This is a genomic window from Allobosea sp. AAP35, from assembly GCF_001295925.1.
Taxonomy (GTDB): Bacteria; Pseudomonadota; Alphaproteobacteria; order Rhizobiales; family Beijerinckiaceae; genus Allobosea.
This window is the reverse complement of the sequence record NZ_LJHQ01000037.1, coordinates 120,229-137,781: the sequence shown is the minus strand read 5'-3', so window position 1 is coordinate 137,781 and position 17,553 is coordinate 120,229. Positions and strand designations below refer to the sequence as shown.

General features: G+C 65.7%; 11 protein-coding genes. 7 read left to right on the top strand and 4 right to left on the bottom strand.

Going from position 1 to position 17,553, the window contains the following annotated elements; translation table 11 throughout:
• Positions 1–11 precede the first annotated feature (11 nt).
• The 3 genes from IP69_RS12915 to glgB are packed head-to-tail and all read left to right on the top strand — an operon-like array spanning position 12 to position 8,706.
• Complete coding sequence (locus tag IP69_RS12915; protein ID WP_248306820.1) at positions 12–3,242, top strand: maltotransferase domain-containing protein; 3,231 nt, start codon at positions 12–14, stop codon at positions 3,240–3,242.
• Positions 3,239–6,514: a maltose alpha-D-glucosyltransferase gene (gene treS, locus IP69_RS12910; RefSeq protein ID WP_054143226.1), complete on the top strand. Its 3,276-nt coding sequence runs from the start codon at positions 3,239–3,241 to the stop codon at positions 6,512–6,514. Before IP69_RS12915 ends, treS begins: the two co-directional genes overlap by 4 nt.
• Positions 6,514–8,706: a 1,4-alpha-glucan branching protein GlgB gene (glgB, locus tag IP69_RS12905; RefSeq protein ID WP_054143225.1), complete on the top strand. Its 2,193-nt coding sequence runs from the start codon at positions 6,514–6,516 to the stop codon at positions 8,704–8,706. Before treS ends, glgB begins: the two co-directional genes overlap by 1 nt.
• Before the next feature lie 55 nt (positions 8,707–8,761).
• Here the strand turns inward: glgB and treZ are convergent, their stop codons facing one another.
• Positions 8,762–10,564 (bottom strand): malto-oligosyltrehalose trehalohydrolase, encoded by a 1,803-nt coding sequence (treZ, locus tag IP69_RS12900; RefSeq protein WP_054143224.1) that lies wholly within the window; start codon positions 10,562–10,564, stop codon positions 8,762–8,764.
• A 189-nt stretch (positions 10,565–10,753) separates the two neighbouring features.
• Here treZ and IP69_RS12895 point away from each other — a divergent pair, with 189 nt between their 5' ends.
• Positions 10,754–10,999, top strand: a complete 246-nt coding sequence (locus tag IP69_RS12895; RefSeq protein ID WP_156323437.1) for a hypothetical protein — start codon at positions 10,754–10,756, stop codon at positions 10,997–10,999.
• A gap of 13 nt (positions 11,000–11,012) precedes the next feature.
• On the opposite strand, the gene IP69_RS12890 is transcribed toward IP69_RS12895, so the two are convergent.
• From IP69_RS12890 to IP69_RS12880, 3 genes are all read right to left on the bottom strand, one after another.
• On the bottom strand, positions 11,013–11,324 hold the full coding sequence (locus IP69_RS12890; RefSeq protein WP_054143222.1) for a hypothetical protein: 312 nt from the start codon (positions 11,322–11,324) through the stop codon (positions 11,013–11,015).
• 112 nt (positions 11,325–11,436) lie between these two features.
• Complete coding sequence (ggt, locus tag IP69_RS12885; protein ID WP_054143221.1) at positions 11,437–13,044, bottom strand: gamma-glutamyltransferase; 1,608 nt, start codon at positions 13,042–13,044, stop codon at positions 11,437–11,439.
• Positions 13,045–13,069: 25 nt separating this feature from the next.
• Entirely contained in the window at positions 13,070–14,299 is a 1,230-nt protein-coding gene (locus IP69_RS12880; RefSeq protein WP_054143220.1) for an amidohydrolase family protein, read from the bottom strand.
• A 186-nt stretch (positions 14,300–14,485) separates the two neighbouring features.
• Between IP69_RS12880 and IP69_RS12875 the strand changes: the two genes are divergently transcribed.
• The 3 genes from IP69_RS12875 to IP69_RS12865 are packed head-to-tail and all read left to right on the top strand — an operon-like array spanning position 14,486 to position 17,552.
• Positions 14,486–15,352, top strand: a complete 867-nt coding sequence (locus IP69_RS12875) for an ABC transporter permease (RefSeq protein ID WP_054143219.1) — start codon at positions 14,486–14,488, stop codon at positions 15,350–15,352.
• Entirely contained in the window at positions 15,352–16,452 is a 1,101-nt protein-coding gene (locus IP69_RS12870) for an ABC transporter ATP-binding protein (RefSeq protein ID WP_054143218.1), read from the top strand. The genes IP69_RS12875 and IP69_RS12870 overlap by 1 nt, the downstream gene beginning before the upstream one ends.
• A 56-nt stretch (positions 16,453–16,508) precedes the next feature.
• Entirely contained in the window at positions 16,509–17,552 is a 1,044-nt protein-coding gene (locus IP69_RS12865) for an extracellular solute-binding protein (RefSeq protein ID WP_054143217.1), read from the top strand.
• Position 17,553: the final 1 nt, after the last annotated feature.

The following is a 17,553-nucleotide window of genomic DNA, read 5'->3' as shown; positions in this document are numbered from 1 at the left end:
CGGTAAACTCAGTGGCTGGCACCACCCAGAAAAGCTCGCATCGAGATCAACGCGCTTCAGATATCGGCGCCGCCGCACTGTCCGCACCCCGGATTTATTATCTGCATGCGAGATCGGGCGGGGCCGACAACCTCTGGGATCCCCATATCGAGCGCGCCAAGGCTCTGGGTTTCACCCATCTTCTCCTGGCCTGGCCGTTCTCGTCATCCTCGGATTTGTTTTTGACTTGGGATGTCGCGCGCATCGGCACCCAAGAAGCGGCTTCGTCGCTGCGCAGCCTGGTCGAGGCCTGCCGAAAGGCCGGCCTCATCCTCTGGATCGACCTAGCGATCACCCGCACCGACGCCGAGGGCATGCTGGCTGCTGAGTTGCCCTTCTGCTGGGTGGCGCCGCGGCGTGTCGGCATCGATCCGCGCCAGGACCTTCGCCACAATGTCGTCGAGGCGAATTTTGCCGATGAACCTGCAAGAAGGCGTCTGATCGACTTCTGGCGCGACCAGCTTCGCGGCTGGTGCGCGCTGGGCATCGACGGGGTGCGCTGCCACGAAGTGCAGGCCGTCCCAGCCGACATCTGGCAGGACATCCTCGCGGCGGGTCGCGACGCTTCGCCGGGTTTCAAGGCTCTGGCCTGGATGCAGGACGCGTCCCCGGGGGACCGCATCACCATGGCGGCTGTTTTCGACTACATCAGCGCAAGCCCGGTTCACGCCGGTCTGCGTCGCTTGGCCGAGGACCATGCAACCCTCGACAACACGGCGGCCCTCATCGCCTGTCCGGAGGACCCGTTCGCGGCCCGTCCACCCGCGAATGCACCGCCCAACCCCATCCCGACAAAGCAATCCGCGATCATGACGGCCGCGCTGCTGGCGAATGGCTGGCTGCTGCCGCAAGGATGTGAATTCGGGCTGGAGATCCCTTTCCTGCATGCAAGAGACGAAGATGATCTGGCCGCAGCGCAGTCAGGCGGCGATCTCGGCGAGGCAATCATTGCCGCAAATGTAGCCGCAGCGACACTGGAGGGCGCCGGCGGCACCCTGCGCGTGCTCGAAGACGGCGCTGATCTCGCGATCATCCTCAGGACGCACGGCAAGACGGGTCGCCTCGTCCTGCTCAACCGCGATCCGATCAACAGCGCACCAGTCGATGTCGCGCGCCTGGCAGGTGCGTTCGGCAAAGTGCCGGCGGACCAGTCCGTTGATCGGCTGCCCCCGGCCTGGGGCGCGGTGGTCGCTCTGGAAGAGGGCGCGCCAATCCGCAGCGCCACGCCCGCGGCACCTGATGATCGTGCGGACCTGGCCTCGCAGCGTATCGCCATCGAGGCGGTCAGCCCCAGCGTTGATGGCGGCCGTTTCGCAGCCAAGCGCAGCGTCGGCGATCTTGTCGTCGTCACGGCCGACATTTTCAGCGACGGCCATGAGGTGCTCGCGGCCGATGTGCTGTGGCGCGCCGAGGACGAGACGGGCTGGTCGCGCGCGCCGATGGCGCCCGTCGTCAACGATCGCTGGCAGGGCGAGTTTCCGCTGCTACGGACCGGCCGCTATCTCTTTGCCGTCGAGGCATGGTGGAGCGAATACGGCACCTTTCGGCGCGATCTCGGCAAGAAGTTCGACGCCGGCCTCGACATTGCTCTCGAGAACACCGAGGGGCGCCTGATCCTCGAAAAATTCGCGGCCGTGGCAGCGCCCGAAGACAAGGCGGTCATCGACGCCCACCTGGCCCGCATGGGCGCGTCCCAGGCCGAGAACGCGGCCATCCTCCTGTCGGACGCGCTTGCGATCGCGATGACGCGCGCCGATCCGCGCCCGCATGCGACCGGCGCGGACATGCACTTCCCGATCGAGGCCGATCGCGAGGGGGCCGCGTTTTCAAGCTGGTACGAGCTGTTTCCGCGCTCGATCACCGATGATCCCGCGCGGCACGGCACGTTCCGGGATGTCATCGGGCGGCTGCCGGCGGTCCAGGCGATGGGCTTCGACGTGCTCTATTTCCCGCCGATCCACCCGATCGGCAAGACCAACCGCAAGGGCCGCAACAACACGCTGACCCCCGGCCCGGACGATCCCGGCAGCCCCTATGCGATAGGGTCGGCGGATGGCGGCCATGAAGCCATCCATCCCGAACTCGGCAGCCGCGAGGATTTTCGCGCTTTGGTGCGCGAAGCTGCTGCGCATGGGCTCGAAATCGCGCTCGACTTCGCGATCCAGTGCGCGCCCGACCATCCCTGGCTGAAAGATCATCCGGGCTGGTTCCAGTGGCGTCCCGACGGATCGATGCGCTATGCCGAAAACCCACCGAAAAAATACCAGGACATCGTCAACGTCGATTTCTATGCCGGCGATGCGATCCCGGGGCTATGGCTGGCCTTGCGCGACGTCGTCCAGGGCTGGGTCGACGAGGGTGTCCGGATCTTCCGCGTCGATAACCCCCACACCAAACCTTTCCCGTTCTGGGAGTGGCTGATCGCCGATATCCGGTCGCGCGATCCCGGTGTCCTGTTCCTGGCCGAGGCCTTCACGCGGCCCAAGGTGATGTACCGGCTCGGCAAGGTCGGCTTCTCGCAATCCTACACCTACTTCACCTGGCGCAACACGAAGGCGGAGCTGACCGCTTATCTGAGCGAGCTGAACCAGGCGCCGGCGCGCGATGTCTTCCGCCCGCATTTCTTCGTCAACACCCCCGACATCAACCCCGTCTTCCTGCAGAATTCGGGTCGCCCGGGCTTCCTGATCCGCGCAGCGCTGGCGGCGACCTTATCGGGGCTCTGGGGCGTCTATTCCGGCTTCGAATTGTGCGAATCCGATCCGGTACCCGGCAAGGAAGAGTATCTCGACAGCGAGAAATACGAGATCAAGCCGCGCGACTGGCAGGCGCCCGGCAACATCATCGCCGAGATCACCAGGCTCAACCAGATCCGCCGCAGCCATCGCGCGCTGCAGAGCCATCTCGGCCTGACCTTCTACAACGCCTTCGACGACAACATCCTCTATTTCGGCAAGCGTGCACCCGGTGGCGGCGATATCATCCTCGTCGCCGTCAATCTCGACCCCTTCCAGGCACATGGCGCCGGGATCGAGCTGCCGCTCTGGGAATTCGGCCTGCCCGACGACGCCTCGGTGGCTGTCGAGGATCTCATGACCGGCGAGCGCTTCGCCTGGCACGGCAAGTCACAAACGATCCATCTCGACCCCAACGCGCTTCCTTTCTCGATTTGGCGCATCAGCGCCCCTGCAGGTTCTCAATGATTGCGACCGACGGCCTCGTCACCCCCGAAACCGACGCGCGCGACCCGCAATGGTATCGGGATGCGATCATCTATCAGCTGCATGTGAAATCGTTCTTCGACGCCAATGGCGACGGCATCGGCGATTTTCCAGGCCTGATCGCCAAGCTCGACTACATCGTCTCGCTGGGCGTCAACGTCATCTGGCTCCTGCCGTTTTACCCGTCGCCGCGGCTCGACGACGGCTACGACATCTCCGAATACAAGGGCGTCCACCCCGATTACGGCACGGCCGGCGACGTCAAGCGCTTCATCAAGGCCGCCCATGATCGCGGCATCCGCATCATCACCGAACTGGTGATCAACCACACCTCGGACCAGCACCCCTGGTTCCAGAAGGCGCGCCTCGCCAAGCCTGGCTCGCCCCAGCGCAATTTCTACGTCTGGTCCGACAACGACCAGCTCTACTCCGGCACGCGGATCATCTTCCTCGACACCGAACGCTCGAACTGGACCTGGGATGCCACTGCGGGCGCCTATTTCTGGCACCGGTTCTATTCGCATCAGCCGGATCTGAACTTCGACAATCCGGCAGTGATCAAGGCGATCCTCGGCGTGATGCGCTTTTGGCTGGAGCTCGGCGTCGATGGCCTGCGGCTCGATGCGGTGCCCTATCTGATCGAGCGCGACGGCACCTCCAACGAAAACCTGCCCGAGACCCATGCGGTGCTGAAGCGCATCCGGGCGGAGCTCGATGCCTCCTTCCCCGATCGCATGCTGCTGGCGGAAGCGAATATGTGGCCCGAGGACACGCAGGCCTATTTCGGCGAGGGCGACGAGTGCCACATGGCGTTCCACTTCCCGCTGATGCCGCGCATGTACATGGCGATCGCGCAGGAAGACCGCTTCCCGATCACCGACATCATGCGCCAGACCCCCGACATTCCCGAGGGCTGCCAATGGGCGATCTTCCTGCGCAACCATGACGAGCTGACGCTCGAAATGGTGACCGACAAGGAGCGCGACTATCTCTGGAACTTCTACGCCACCGACAAGCGCGCCCGCATCAATCTCGGCATCCGCCGCCGGCTGGCACCGCTGCTGGAGCGCGACCGCCGCCGCATCGAGCTGATGAACAGCCTGCTGTTGTCGATGCCCGGCACGCCGGTGATCTATTACGGCGACGAGCTCGGCATGGGCGACAACATCTTCCTCGGCGACCGCGACGGCGTGCGCACGCCGATGCAGTGGTCCCCCGATCGCAATGGCGGCTTCTCCAAGGCCGATCCGGCAAGCCTCGTGCTGCCGCCAGTCATGGACCCGCTCTATGGTTTTGACGCCGTCAACGTCGAGGCTCAGACGCGCGACCCCCATTCGCTGCTGAACTGGACGCGGCGCATCCTGGCGGCGCGCAAGGAGCACAAGGCCTTCGGGCGGGGCGGGCTGCGCTTCCTCTACCCGAAGAACCGCAAGGCATTCGCCTATCTGCGCGAATATGAGGGTGAGACCATTCTCTGCGTCGCCAACCTGTCGCGCTCGGCCCAGGCCTTCGAGCTGGACCTGTCGGAGTTTGCCGGCCGCCACCCAGTGGAGATGCTCGGCAACTCCGTCTTCCCCGCCATCGGCCAGCTGACCTATCTGATGACGCTGCCGCCTTACGGCTTCTACTGGTTCGTTCTCGCCGAGGACGCCCGTGCCCCCTCCTGGCTGGCGCAGACCCCCGAGCCGATGCCCGACTACACGACCTTCGTGCTCAAGGGCAGCGCGGACGAGATGATCACGCCGCAATCGCGCCGCGAGTTCGAGACCGCCATCCTGCCGTCCTATCTCGCCAAGCGCCGCTGGTTTGCCGCCAAGGATCAAAAGCTCGAAAGCGCCCGCATTGCCTATACCGCGCGCATCGGCAGCGGCCGCGAGGCGGCGCTGATGGCGGTGGAGGCAACCCATGCCGGCGGCACGGAGCGCTATCTCCTGCCGCTGGGCATCGGCTGGGACGATGAGGTGGTCGCGGCATTGCCTCAGCAACTGGCCCTCGCTCGGGTCAGGCGCGGTCGCCGCATGGGCTTCCTGACCGATGCCTTTGCACTGCCGGGCTTCATCCACGAATTGCTGGCCCTGCTGAAGGCCGGCGCCACGATCAAGAGCGCTGTCGGCGAGGTGTCCTTCCGGCCGACGGAGGCCTTCGAGGCGATCGAGGTGAAGCCGGAGGATCCGGTCCGCTGGCTCTCGGCAGAGCAGTCCAACTCTTCGGTCATCGTCGACCACAAGGTGATGCTCAAGCTGTTCCGGCGCCTGGCGCCGGGCCAGCACCCCGAAGCGGAAATGTCGCGCATGCTGACGCAGCGCGGCTTCCGCAACGCGCCGGCACTGCTCGGCGAGATCGTCCATGTCCCCGCCGAAGGCGAGCAGGAGGTCATGGCGGTGATCCAGGCCTTCATCCCCGGCGAAGGCGACGCCTGGGAATGGACCGCCTCCTATCTCGGCCGCGTCGTCGACGAGATGTCGCGCGAGGACGTCGATCTGCAAAACCAGCTGGCCACCTACGCGACATTCGCACGGACGCTCGGCCAGCGCCTGGGCGAGATGCATGTCGTGCTGGCGCAGGACAGCGACGACGAGGCGTTTGCGCCCCTGCCCGCAGGCGACGAGCAGGTGGAACGCTGGCGCCACCGCATTCGCGGCCGCATCGAAACCGCCTGCGCGCATCTGGAACGTGCGCTCGACAAGTTGCCGGACGGCGAGCGAGCCTTCGCCGACGGCATCCTGGCACGGCGCGACGCCTGGCTCGATCTGGCGGAACGCCTCTGCCAGGGCGGCAAGGGCACCCGACTTCACCGTGTCCATGGTGATTTCCACCTCGGCCAGGTGCTGGTCGCCAGCGGCGACGTCATGATCATCGACTTCGAGGGCGAACCTGCCCAACCCCTGGCGGAACGCCGGGGCAAGGATAGCGGCTGGCGCGACGTCGCCGGCATCCTGCGCTCGCTCGACTACGCGCTCGCAGCCGGGCGGCGCACCGTCGCCTCCGCCTCTCAGGACGGCCGCTACGACGCCCTGACGGAAGCCTTCGGACAGATCATGCCGGCGGCGCTGCTCGAGGGTTATCGCGAGGCGAGCGGCACGGACGCGACGAGCGACAGCGCCGCGGACGAGGGCCTGTTGGACCTCTTCATGCTCGAAAAGGCGGCCTACGAGATCAGCTACGAGGCGGCGAACCGTCCCGAATGGTTGGCTGTGCCGCTGGCCGGCCTGACCGCGCTGCTGGACCGATTGCTGGAAAAGGACGCCATGTGATGGAGGTTTCCGTTGATCGGGTTGCGCCGCTGCCGGGGGACGCCATCGCGGCGCTGGCAGCCGGACATCTGACTGAGCCCTTCTCGGTGCTCGGCCCCCAGCAGGGGGACCATGGCCGCTATCTCCGTGTCTTCATGCCCGGCGCAATCGGTGTCGCGGTCCATCAGGATGGACGCGAAGCCGCCAGCCTGCGTCCCGCCGAACCGGCGGGGCTGTTCGTCGGCGACCTGGGAGATGGCCCCTACCAATTGGCGATCGGCTGGCCCGGCGGTGAGCAGATCACCGAAGATCCGTATTGTTTCGGACCGCTCCTCGGCGAACTCGACCTGCACCTGATCACAGAGGGTCGCCATCTCGAACTTTCGACCGCGCTCGGCGCCAATCCCTGCACGGTCGAGGATGTACGCGGCGTACGCTTCGCCGTCTGGGCGCCCAATGCGAGACGGGTTTCGGTCGTTGGCACCTTCAACAGCTGGGACGGACGGCGCCATGCCATGCACCGGCGCGGCGAGAGCGGCGTCTGGGAGATCTTCGTCCCGCGGCTGGCCAGCGGCGAACTCTATAAATACGAGATCGTCGATCGAGACGGTCATCTCCTGCCCCAGAAGGCCGACCCCGTCGCGCGCGCGGCCCAATTGCCGCCGGGCACCGCCTCGATCGTTCCGCACCAAGCCTCGCATGTCTGGGCCGACGAAGCCTGGATGGCGGAGCGGGCGGAGCGGCAATCCACGACGGCCCCGATCTCGGTCTACGAACTTCATCCCGGCTCCTGGGTGCGCGGACCCGGCGGCGAGATGCTCGACTGGCGCGGGCTGGCCGAACGTCTTGTGCCCTACGCGAACGCCATGGGCTTCACCCATGTCGAATTGATGCCGGTGGCCGAACATCCCTTCACCGGCTCCTGGGGTTACCAGCCGCTTGGCCTGTTCGCGGCGACCCGCCGGTTCGGCGAGCCCGAGGATTTCGCGCTCTTCGTCGATGCCTGCCATCAGGCCGGGATCGGCGTCATCGTCGACTGGGTACCAGCGCATTTCCCCTCAGACGCCCATGGTCTGGCCCGGTTCGACGGCACCGCGCTCTACGAACATGAGGATCCGCGCGAGGGCTTCCACAAGGACTGGAACACGCTGATCTACAATTTCGGCCGCCGGGAGGTCTCCAATTTCCTGATCGCCAGCGCGCTTCACTGGCTCGACCATTTTCATGTCGATGGTCTGCGGGTCGATGCGGTGGCCTCGATGCTCTATCGCGACTACAGCCGCGAGCCCGGCGAATGGACCCCCAATATCGAGGGCGGGCGCGAAAACCTCGAGGCCGTCGCCTTCCTGCGCGAACTCAACACGCTGGTGGCCCAGCGCCACCCCGGTGCCATCATGATCGCGGAGGAATCGACCGCCTGGCCGGGCGTGACCCGCAGCGTCGCCGAGGGCGGGCTCGGCTTTGCGTTCAAATGGAACATGGGCTGGATGCACGACACGCTGCACTACCAGCAGCGCGACCCGCTCCATCGCCGCTACCACCACGACGAGATGACCTTCGGGCTGGTCTATGCCTTTTCCGAACAGTTCATGTTGCCTTTGTCCCATGATGAGGTCGTGCACGGGAAAGGGTCGCTGCTGGAGAAGATGCCCGGCGACCACTGGCAGAAATTTGCGGGCTTGCGCGCCTATCTCGCCTTCATGTGGATGCACCCGGGCAAGAAGCTGCTGTTCATGGGCGGCGAGATCGCCCAGCGCCGCGAATGGAACCATGATGGCGAGATCGATTGGGATCTCCTTCAGGAACCGCTGCACCGCGGCATCCAGGCATTGGTTGGCGATCTGAACCGGATCTACAGCGCCTGGCCGGCGCTGCATGTCGGTGACGGTGTCGCAGACGGGTTCCGCTGGATCGTCTCGGACGACCGGGACCACAGCGTCTTTGCCTTTTTGCGCATCGCGCCCGGCGAGAAACCGGTGCTGATCGTTGCCAATATGACGCCCGTTCCCCGCTGGAACTACCATGTCGGCGTTCCCCATGGCGGGACATGGCGCGAAATCTTCAACAGCGACGCCGGCGTCTATGGCGGATCGGATGTCGGCAATGGCGGCCAGGCCCAGGCGAGGCCTGAGCCTTGTGGCGACGAGCCGTCCTGCATCGAGATCGTGCTGCCGCCCCTGTCCGTTCTGGTGTTTGTCCCGGGCGAGAGCTGATCGACGCGCGCGCCGCGTTCCGCTGGTCGCGGCGCGCTGCGTTGCCTGCGCTGAATCAGCGGCGGGCCACCATCATCGCCCCCGTCCAGGACGGCAGTCGGATTTCGTCGCCGATCTCGACGCCGGGGCTCGACCAGAGCGACACCTCGCCGGCGCCGATCGGCAATCGCGTTTCGCCATCCCCGAAATGCGCCACGAACCGCATCGAGCCGGCCTCGAAATTCCAACCGATATCGAGCGTGTCGGGCGTTGGGCGCTGCCGGCGAGCGCCAAGATACCGGCTCTTGGTCAGGGGCAGGACCGCGATCTGCCGCAGTCTCAGCAGATCGCGCGTCTCCCTTAGGATCTCGGCATGGGGCGGCCTGACCGCCTCGGACCAGTCCAGGCGCGATTGCTCCAATGTCTGCGGCGAGGTCGGGTCGGGAACCGGCTTGTCGACCGAACCGCCGAAGGCCCCGAATCCGGCAAATTCGCGCTGCCGGCCCTCGCGTACCGCGTGAGACAACTCGTCATCGGCGAAATCGACGAAGTACTGGAAGGGGGCGGACGCCTCCCACTCCTCGCCCATGAACAGCATCGGAATCTGCGGCGCGAGCAGGAAGCCCGCCCTCGCCAGCGCCAGCTTCGCCGGCGGAGCCAGGGCTCCGATACGCTCTCCGAAAGCCCGGTTGCCGATCTGGTCGTGGTTCTGGAGAAAGGCGATGAACGCGGACGGCGGCAGATGTCCCGATGGTTCGCCGCGTGCCACGCCGTCATGCGCCGAAATCTCGCCCTGATAGGCAAAGCCCTCCGCCAGACAGCGGCCGAGATGCCCGATCGGGTCGTCATAATCGGCGTAATAGCCATCCGTCTCATCCGTCAGGAGGCGGTGCCAGGCGTGATGGATGTCGTCGTTCCACTGCGCCGTGTGCAGGCGCGGCGCACCCGTCTCGTCCCGCTCCAGCCAACGGGCCTGATTGGCGTTGTTTTCGAGGATGAGATGCACCGGCCGGCCGGCCAGGCCTGCCCTGATCCGCTCCGCGAGTTCGGCGATGACATGCTTGCGGCTGTCGTCTGCAATCGCATGGACCGCATCGAAGCGCAGCCCATCGAAATGATACTCCTCCAGCCAGTAGAGCGCATTGTGAACGAAGAAATCACGCACGACGGACGAGGTTTCGCCGTCGAAATTGATGCCTGCACCCCATAGCGTCTCATGACGTTCGGTAAAAAAGGTCGCTGCGTAATTGGCGAGGTAGTTTCCCGCCGGACCAAAGTGATTATAAACGACGTCCAGGAACACCATGATCTCGTGGCGATGAGCCTCGTCGATCAGCCGCTTCAAGTCTTCCGGCGTGCCATAGGCATGATCGGGGGCAAAATGCAGCACCCCGTCATAACCCCAACTCCGGTCGCCGGGAAAATCCGCGAGGGGTAACAGTTCGAGCGCGGTCACGCCGAGTTCGCGAAGATGCCCGAGCTTGGCCGCCAGGGCGGCGAAGGTGCCCTCCGGCGTCGCCGTGCCGACATGCGCCTCGTAGACGACGGTCTCTTCCCAGGGACGTCCGTTCCATTCGGCGTCGCTCCAGGCGAAGGCGCAAGGGTCGACGACCATGCTGGGCCCGTCGACATCCTCCGGCTGAAACCGCGAGGCCGGGTCGGGAATCAGCGTCTCACCGTCGATGCGATATCGATAGAGCGCCCCGGCCGCGATGCCTGGGCAGACCAAGTGATGCCAACCATCGGCCTCGTGGATCATGGCCTGCTCGGCCCCGTCGAGGCAGACCGTGACGCTGGTTGCCGAAGGCGCCCAAAGAGAAAATCGGACACCCTTCTCGAGGCATTCGGCGCCGAAAGGCATGGCATGGACGCGGTGCATTGTTCAAATCCTGTCCGGCTGATCGGGCACGGGAACCCTGAATGTGGAACGCAAGCTGCCGATTGCTGTTCCTCAATGGGCGCAACGGACTGAAATTGACGCAGCGATCCAGACCGTTTGGCCGTTAACTGAGGGAACAGGTGCGCGCTAGCTTTGTTGCAAATTGCTCGTGCACAGAGGACGACGATGATGCCGAAATTCACGATCACCACCGACGCTGGCGACGGCCCCGACGCGTTTGATCAGCCGCTGGACTTTCCAAGCGCCAAGGCCGCCACCGCGGATGCCAAGGTCGCTTTGACGGAAATGGCGCGGGAGAGGCTTCCCGAGAACGAGGAAGCCAACCTCGCGGTCGCCATCCGGGATGAAGCCGGCACGGAGATCTATCGTGCCGGGCTGCATTTCGAGGCGCAAGCGGTGAATGGACCCAAATAGGGTCAGCCCGCCTTTACCGGTCCTGCACGACGTTCTCGGCATCGAACTCGGCAAAAGACTTGCGGATCACGCCTGCGAGCGTTTCGTCCGCCACATCGACGGAAACCTGGATAAGCCCGTTCAACGCGGCATCCTGCCGGCCCTGCGTGCTCGGCTCGGCGGTTGCGCGGTCGGACCCCGCAGCATGCTCGCCGGCGGTGTTGGCGGCGCCGACCGGGGCGACCACAATGTCAGCGCGCTCGATGCCATGCTCCTGAACAAGCCGCTCGACGGCCATTTCGGCGTCGCGCCGCGTATCGAATTGTCCGGTCAAGCTGGCGCTCATGGCTGATGCTCCTCATCGCTCGTGGCAAAAAGCATCAACAATTGCCGCGCGCGATGGTTCGATCCGTCCCACTGAAATCAAAACGCCTTCGGCGAGCCGGCCCGAACGTCGCTCAGACTGCGATCGCCATCCCGTCCCGCTGCGGATCGGCGCCGCCCGCCCAAGCGTCGCCCTCGACCATGACGCCATGCGGCGCACCGAAGGCGAAGGATTGGTACGAGCGCGCGACGGCATAGCCCATCACCTGGAGTTCGTCCGTCACGCTCCGCTGCACCCGGTTGGAGACGTCGATCGTATCGCTCAGGCAGACGATGCGCGGCGCCGCGACGGCGTCCGCCATGCTCATTTTGAAATCGATGACGTTGCTCAGCGCCTGCGCGATGGCCGGAACGATGAAGGTGCCGCCGGGCGCGCCGATCGCGATCACCGGCCGATCGCCCTCGAAAACGATGGTCGGCGCCATGGCGCTGCCTCGCGCCTTGCCCGGCGCGATCGAGGCCGCCCGGCCGGGGCGCGGGTCGAAACCACTCATCGTGCCGTTATACATGAAGCCCAGCCCCGGCGTGATCGCGCCCGATGGCTGGCCGAGCGTATGCGTGATGGTGACCGCATTGCCCTCCTCGTCCATGACGCAGCAGACCGTGGTGTCGGGCGGATCCTTCGGCCGTTCGGAGCGCGGCACGCTGGCTTTCTCGCCCGCACGGATGCGGGCGGCGCGGTCGGCGGCGTAGGCAGGCGACAGCAGCATGTCGAGCGGCACAGCGACGAAATCGGGATCGCCCATATGGGCGTCCTTGTCGATCGTCATCCACTTCATCGCCTCGGCGAGGATGCGGATATGCTCGGGCCCATTGTGCTCGAGCGCCGAAAGATCGAACCCCTCCAGGATCTGCAGCAATTCGATCAGCGAGGCGCCACCCGCTGCCGGCGGATTGCCGGCGATCCGGAAGCCGCGATACTCGCCCCAGATCGGCGCCTTTTCGCGCACCTTGTAGGCGGCAAGGTCCTCCATGGTGATGAGCCCGCCGGCAGCCGCCATGTCGGCGGCGATCTCCCGGGCGATCTCCCCGGTATAGAAGATGTCCGGCCCGGCTTCCGCGATGCGCTCCAGCGTACGAGCGAGATCGGGATTGGCGACGCTGTCGCCGGGCTTCTTCAGGCTGCCATCGGCATGGAAATAAATCGCCCGGCCGGTTTCGCTCAAGCGCAGCTTGTCTTGCGTGTTGACCTGCCCCGTCGCGCGCTGGTCGATCGCCCAGTAATAATGCACGTAGGGGCGCACCATGAACCCCTCGCGCGCCTGGCGGATCGCAGGCGCCACCACATCCGGCAACGCCATCGTGCCGAAACGCGCCAAGGCTTCGCAATAGCCCGCGACATTGCCCGGCGTGCCCGCCGCGAGATGCCCCAGTTCGTTGGCATGGTCGCTCATCAGGAAGACGAAGCCGTCGCGCGTCTGCCCGACGAAGCGGTCAGCCCACATATCGGGCGTCGCCGAAAGCGGCGCCCGCGCGAGAAACTCGAGAACGGTATGGACTCCACGCCCGGGCATGCAGATCTGCATCGCCCCGAAGCCCCCGATTCCGCACATCTGCGGATCGACCACGCCCTGGCTGAAGGCGCAGGCGATGGCCGCATCGACCGCATTGCCGCCCCGCCGCAGGATGTCGGCCCCGACTTCCGCGGCTTCAGGCTGGGCGGCAACGATCATTCCACGCATGGCAGCGCTCTCCGGTTGGGCCGCTTCAGTTCAACTCGTTCTTGAAGAACTTGCCGCCACGCATGATCGCCCGCAGCGCCCGGCCATCGTTCTGGAACAGCTGCGGATCGCTCAGAGGGTCGCCATCGACCACGAGCAGATCGGCATAGGCCCCCGGTACCAGGGCGCCGATCTCGCCTTCCATCCGGCAGAGCTTTGCCGCCGTGCTCGTCGCCGAGGCGAGCACTTCGGATAGCGGCAGCACGCGCGCGCGCAACTCGAACTCCAGCGTCTGGTATTTCTGGAGCTGGCCGAGCAGATCCGAGCCATAGCCCATCGGCAGGCCGGCCTCGCGCATGATCGCAAGCGATTCCAGCCCGCCCTTGCGCACCGTTTCGATCTTGGCAGCCGATTCCGGCTGCAGACCGAAGCTCGCGCCTTCCAGCGCCAGCCCCTCATAGGCTGCAAGCGTCGGCACCGCGAAGGCGCCGGCCGCCGCCGCCTTTGTCGCCGTCTCCGACTGGATCAGATTGCAATGTTCGAGCGAATGCACGCCGCAATCCACCGCCCGCGCGATCGCCTTGTCGGTGTAAAGATGGGCGGCGACATAGGTGCCGGCATTCTCGGCCTCCTCGACGGCGGCGCGAATCTCGTCCCTCGAGAAGCCGAGCGCGTGGATCGGATCATTGGGCGAGGCGACGCCGCCATTGGCCATGATTTTGACGAAGGTCGCCCCGGCGCGGAGCTCCTCTCGCGCCGCGAGCCGCACCGCATCGACGCCGTCGCAGATCTGGCCGATCTGGCCCAACCGCCCGGTATAGAGCGGGCGCGTCTCGGAGCGGGCGCGCGGATCGGAATGGCCGCCGGTCTGGCTCAGCGCCTTGCCGCAGATGATCAGGCGCGGCCCGTCGATCAGCCCCTCCTCGACCGCCATGACGAGCCCGAGATCGGCGCCGCCGAGGTCGCGCACCGTGGTGAAGCCGCGCATCAGCATGGCATTCATCACGCGGCCCGCCCGCAGCGCGACCAGCGACGACGGCGTCATCGCATTGGCCACACCGTTCACCACGGACGAGACGACATGGACATGCATGTCGATCAGCCCGGGCATCAGCGTGCGGCCGCGCAGATCGACCCGTGTCGCACTGGGCGATTGGATCGGCCGGTCGGAAACCTCGCGGACGCGATCGCCTTCGATCAGCACGTCGATCCCGTCAAGCAGAGCACCTTGGACGGGATCGAGGAAACGTCCCCCGGCGAACAACATCAGGCTCATCAAACGCTCTCCGACCATCGAAAGGGGGACACCAGGCAGGGGCACCGCAGCGCCTGTTTCAAGCCGTCCGAAGCGGAGCGTTCCACAGATCAGCGGCCTCGGCAATTGCATATTGGCGATTTTATCCAATTGACAGGCGGGTCGTTTCTCCCGTTCTCTAGGCGGGCTTTCGAGGGGGGTAACCGATTGGCGGCCACACAGCAGACAGTCGCAGTCGCGCCCGGAACGGCCGTCCCCGGCAATCCCGGGACCGTCGCCGCCTTGACCGTGGTGACACGGCTGCTGGTGGTGACCGGCATCGCGCTGATGCTGATCCCGCTGCTGATGACGGCCTATATGAGCCTGTTCGCCGACGGCGTGGTGACCTTTCCGCCCAGCGGCTACACGCTCTCCTGGTATGGTCGCCTCGCCGAGTTCCCGAAATTCGGCCAGTCGCTCAGCACCAGCCTGCGGGTGGCGGTCATGGCGACGCTATGCAGCCTGCTGATCGGCGTGCCTGCCAGCATCGCGCTGGTGCGCTACAGCTTTCCCGGCCGCAGCGCCCTCAACGTCCTGTTGCTGTCGCCGCTGACCGTGCCCGGCGTCGTCATCGGGCTCGGCCTCTATGTGCTGATGGTCGATATCGAGATCCGCACCGAGTTCCCGTTGATCGGCTCGGACTGGGTGCTGATCCTCGCCCATCTGCTGATCACGACGCCCTGGGTGGTGCGGCTCTGCGTCGCCAATCTCGTCCAGCTCGACCGCTCGATCGAGGAGGCCGCAGCCAATCTCGGCGCCTCGCCCGGCCGCGTGCTCTGGAGCGTGACCTTGCCGATGATGCGCCAGGGCATTGTCGCTGCGGCGCTCTTCGCCTTCATCGTCTCCTTCGAGAACATCGAGATGACGCTGTTCCTGATCAGTCCGGGCATGATCACATTCCCGATCTCGGTGCTGCAATATCTCGAATACCGCTTCGATCCCCTCGTCGCCTCGGTCGTCGTCGTCCAGACGGCCGTCATCGCGGCGCTGCTGCTGGCGATCGACCGCTATGTCAAATTGAGCAAGGTCGTCTGATGAGTGCCGCCTCCCATCTTCGCATCGAGGGCCTGACCAAGATCTACGGCTCCGCGGCCGCCGTCGAGGACGTCAACCTCGAGGTTGCGCAGGGCGAGATGCTGGTGTTGCTCGGCCCTTCCGGCTGCGGCAAGACCACGACGCTTCGGCTCGTCGCCGGCTTCGTGGCCGCCACGCGCGGGCGCATCCTGGTCGAGGGCAAGGATTATGTCTCGCTGCCGCCCTATCAGCGCGAAATGGGCATGGTCTTCCAGAGCTATGCTTTGTTCCCGCATCTGACGGTGGCACAGAACGTCACCTTCGGGCTGCGCATGCGCAAATTGTCCAAGCCCGAGATCGACCGCCGCCTCGAAGAGACGCTGGAGATGGTCAAGCTGACCACCATGGCGGACCGCTACCCGCGGCAGCTCTCGGGCGGCCAGCAGCAGCGCGTCGCGCTCGCCCGCGCGCTGGCGATCCGCCCCAAGGTGCTGCTCCTCGACGAGCCGCTCTCCAACCTCGACGCCAACCTGCGCCAGTCGGTCGCGCGCGAGATCCGACAGCTCCAGCGTGCCGCCGGCCTCACCGCGCTGATGGTGACGCACGACCAGGACGAGGCCATGACCATGGCCGACCGTCTGGTGCTGATGAACGAGGGCCGGGTCCAGCAGGTCGGAACCCAGGAGGAGCTCTACGAGCAGCCGCTGAATCCGTTCGTCGCGCGCTTCATCGGCCACAGCAACCTGATCAAGGGCGAACTGGTCGATGCCGACACCTTCCGCCTGCCTGGCGGAGGGGTGATGAAGCTCGCCCGCAGCTACACGCAGCGCGGACCGCACACATTGGCGCTGCGCCCGGAGCGGGTGCGCTTACAAGTCGATGGCGACGTCTCGCCGCCCCGCGCGACGGCCCGGGTCGAGGACGCGACCTATGTCGGCGGCCATGTCGATTATCTGTTGTCGTTCGAGGAGGGCAGCAGCCTTGCCCTGCATGAACCCACCGGCGCGACCGGCGGGACGAGGCGCGTCATGGGCGAGACCATCGCCATCACCTGGGACGCGCTCAACGAACGCCTGTTCGACGCGAAGGGAACCACCATCGCAGCGATGGAAGCCGCCTGACCGATGACCGCCTGACGCATCTGCCGACCAACAACCAGAAAACAGGGGAACACACGATGACGGATAGCTTCACACCCAATCGACGCCACCTTCTGACACTGGCCGCCGGCGCCGCCGCGACGCCGATCTTCGCGCCCGCCGTCCTGCGCGCGCAGGAGCCCGGACGTTGCGTGCTCAGCACTTGGGGCGGCGATTACGCCAGGCTCCTGACGCAGAACATCGAGGAGCCGCTGCTCAAGCCCAAGGGCATCGAAGTCGTCCAGGACGCCGGCACCGAGCCGACCCGCGTCGCCAAGGCGATCGCGCAGCGCCGCCTGCCGCGCGGCAGTGTCGATGTGATCTGCCTTCAGGCGCCCGCCGCCTACGACCTCGAGGATTCCGGCATGCTGGAGCCCCTTGATGAGGGCAAGGTGCCGAACCTCAAATACGTCCAGCCGGCCTTCGCGACCCCCTATTCGATCCCGCATATCTACAGCCCGCAGGTGATCGCCTACAGCCCCGAGCGCGTGAAGACGCCGCCCAAGACCTTCGACGAAATGGCGGCCTATGGCGGCAAGGTCGGCATCCTCGACAACAGCTACATTTGGGTCGCCATGGCCGCCGCCCTCAAGCAGCAGGGCGATCCGGGCAAGATCACCGAGGTCAAGGGCACGCTCGAGAAGCTGATCAAGGCCGGCGCCAAGGCCTACACCTCGACGGAGGCCTTCGCTCCGGCGATCAAGTCCGGCGAGATCGATGTCGGCCTGGTCTGGCATGCCCGCGTCCTGTTCTGGACCAAGGGCGGCGTCGAGATGAAGTCGTCCTTCCCGACCGAGGGCTGCCTGACTTACGTGTCCAGCATGTGCGTGCTGAAGAATGCGCCCAACAAGGCGGCCGCCTTCGCCTATATCAACGCCGCGCTCGACCCCCGCGCCCAGCGCGGCTTCGCCGACAGCATGGGCTATCACCCGACCGTCACAAATGCGGCGCTGGAAGGCGAGGTCGCCACGCGGCTGGCGCTGCCCGAGGGAGCAAAGCTGATGCCCGCCCCCTACCCCCAGCTGAGCGCCACCCGTGACGACATGAACGACTGGTGGCGTCGTCTGCTGGACCGGCGCTGAC